The sequence below is a fragment of the uncultured Abyssibacter sp. genome (assembly GCF_964000955.1).
GTDB lineage: Bacteria > Pseudomonadota > Gammaproteobacteria > Nevskiales > OUC007 > Abyssibacter.
Window position 1 is genome coordinate 1 of sequence record NZ_CAXFCL010000067.1, and the last position, 2395, is coordinate 2395.

The window sequence follows — 2395 nt, forward strand, 5'->3', positions numbered from 1 at the left end:
CGATATCGTGCAGGTCCGCCCCGGTGAAAAGGTGCCGGTGGACGGCGAGGTGGCCGAGGGAACGTCCTACGTCGACGAGTCCATGATCACCGGCGAGCCGGTGCCGGTTCAAAAGAGTGCGGGCGCCGAAGTCGTGGGCGGCACGCTCAACAAGACCGGCAGTTTCTCGTTCACCGCCACCAAGGTCGGCGGCGATACCATGCTGGCCCAGATCATCCGCATGGTCGAAGCCGCGCAGGGTGCCAAGTTGCCGATCCAGGCGCTGGTCGATCGCGTGACCGGCGTCTTCGTGCCGGTGGTGCTCGCGGCCGCAGCGTTGACCTTCGGGATCTGGCTGCTATTCGGTCCCACGCCCGCATTGACGTTCGCCCTGGTGAACGCGGTCGCCGTGCTGATCATCGCCTGCCCCTGTGCCATGGGGCTGGCCACGCCGACCTCAATCATGGTCGGTACCGGCCGGGCCGCGGAAATGGGCGTGCTGTTTCGCAAGGGCGAGGCGCTACAAAGCCTGCGCGGTATCGACACCATCGCTTTGGATAAGACCGGAACCCTGACCAAGGGGCGCCCGGAGCTCACCGATCTGGTCACCGCCGACGGTTTCGAACGTGACGACGTGCTGCAAACCGTTGCCGCCGTGGAGGCCCATTCGGAGCACCCGGTCGCCGAGGCGATCGTGGAGGCCGCGCGTGCGTCGGGCGTTAAGCTCATCAAGGCCGCGGACTTCGAGGCCACACCCGGCTACGGCGTATCCGCCACCGTCGATGAGCGCGCCGTCGCGATCGGCGCGGACCGCTTCATGCGCCAGATGGCTCTGGACGTGACCGCGTTCGCGGAGACCGCGAGCCGCCTGGCCGACGAGGGCAAGACGCCGCTCTACGCCGCGATCGACGGCCGTCTGGCCGCGATCATCGCAGTCGCCGATCCGATCAAGGAATCGACACCCGGCGCCATCGAGGCCTTGCACGGTCTGGGGCTGCGCGTGGCCATGATCACCGGCGACAACCAGCGCACCGCCAACGCCATCGCCCGGCGGTTGGGTATCGACGAGGTGATCGCCGAGGTTCTGCCGGACGGCAAGGTCGAAGCGGTCAAGCGCCTGCGGGGGAACGACCGCAAGCTGGCGTTCGTCGGCGATGGCATCAACGACGCGCCGGCGCTGGCCGAGGCCGATGTCGGCCTGGCGATCGGCACTGGCACTGACGTCGCCATCGAAAGCGCCGACGTGGTGCTCATGTCCGGCGACCTGCGCAACGTGCCCAACGCCATCGGTCTGTCGCGCGCGACGATCACCAACATCAAGCAGAACCTGTTCTGGGCTTTCGCGTACAACGCCGCGCTGATCCCGGTCGCCGCCGGCGTGCTGTACCCGGCGTATGGGGTATTGATGTCGCCGATTTTTGCGGCGGCTGCGATGGCCTTGTCCAGCATCTTCGTGCTCGGCAACGCACTGCGCCTGCGTCGGTTTGCGCCGCCCATGGGCCTCGAGGAAGCCCCGGCATCGCAAAGCCCCGCCACCACGACCGCGGCTGCCCGGTAGCCGCGGCCGAACGAGGAGGTGGCCATTATGCTCCGTCCATCCGCTGGATCGTCACCCGCCGTGACCGTCTACACGGTCCCGAACTGTCCTGACTGTCACGCTCTGAAAACGTGGTTTGCAGAGCGTGACATCGCGTATGCCGAGCGTAACCTAAGCCGTGCTAACGTGGAGTCACGCGGGCGCTGTCCGAGACGCAAGACACTCGCGGGTGGCGTACCGGCTTGGTAACGGATGTCCATCGCCCAGGGTTCGGCCGATCTCGACGGTTAGAAAGCCTATGTCGCCGGGCAGCCCGCCATGGATGATGCTGGCGCAGGGCCTGCTGAGCCGACATGGTTTGGGGCCAACAAACTGCACACTGACGTGTTTCCCACCGCGGAAACTGGTCAGCTGTCGAAGCCTGACCGGACGAGCCATATCCGAGATAGGAGGCGATCATGAACATAGGACAAGCCGCCGAAGCATCCGGACTATCCGCGAAGATGATCCGCTACTACGAGCGGGTGGACCTGATCCCGCCCGTGGCCCGTACCGAATCTGGCTATCGCGTCTATGCCGATGCCGACATCCAGACCCTGAAGTTTATCCAGCGGGCGCGAGGCCTGGGTTTTTCCGTCAAGCAGATGCACGGGCTAGTATCGCTCTGGCGGGACCGTAGTCGCAGCAGCGCCAACGTCAAGGCTGTGGCCCTAGAGCACATTACGGAACTCGAAAACAAGATCGAAGCGCTGAATTCTATGCGGGAGACGTTGCAGCATCTCGCTGAACATTGCCGCGGCGATCATCGGCCGGATTGTCCCATCATTGAAGGTCTATCTGAGGGGCAACAGCCGCCAGATTCGCCGAAGAGATCAAGTC

At 64.9% G+C, this 2395-nt stretch carries 2 protein-coding genes; both read left to right on the plus strand.

The annotated features are described in order from the left end of the window. The coding region (locus ABNS06_RS03245) for a copper-translocating P-type ATPase (RefSeq protein ID WP_348672532.1) at window positions 1-1537 on the plus strand (1537 nt) is incomplete at its 5' end. Window positions 1538-1974: 437 nt separating this feature from the next. Beyond that, the coding region (cueR, locus tag ABNS06_RS03250; RefSeq protein ID WP_348672533.1) for a Cu(I)-responsive transcriptional regulator at window positions 1975-2395 on the plus strand (421 nt) is incomplete at its 3' end.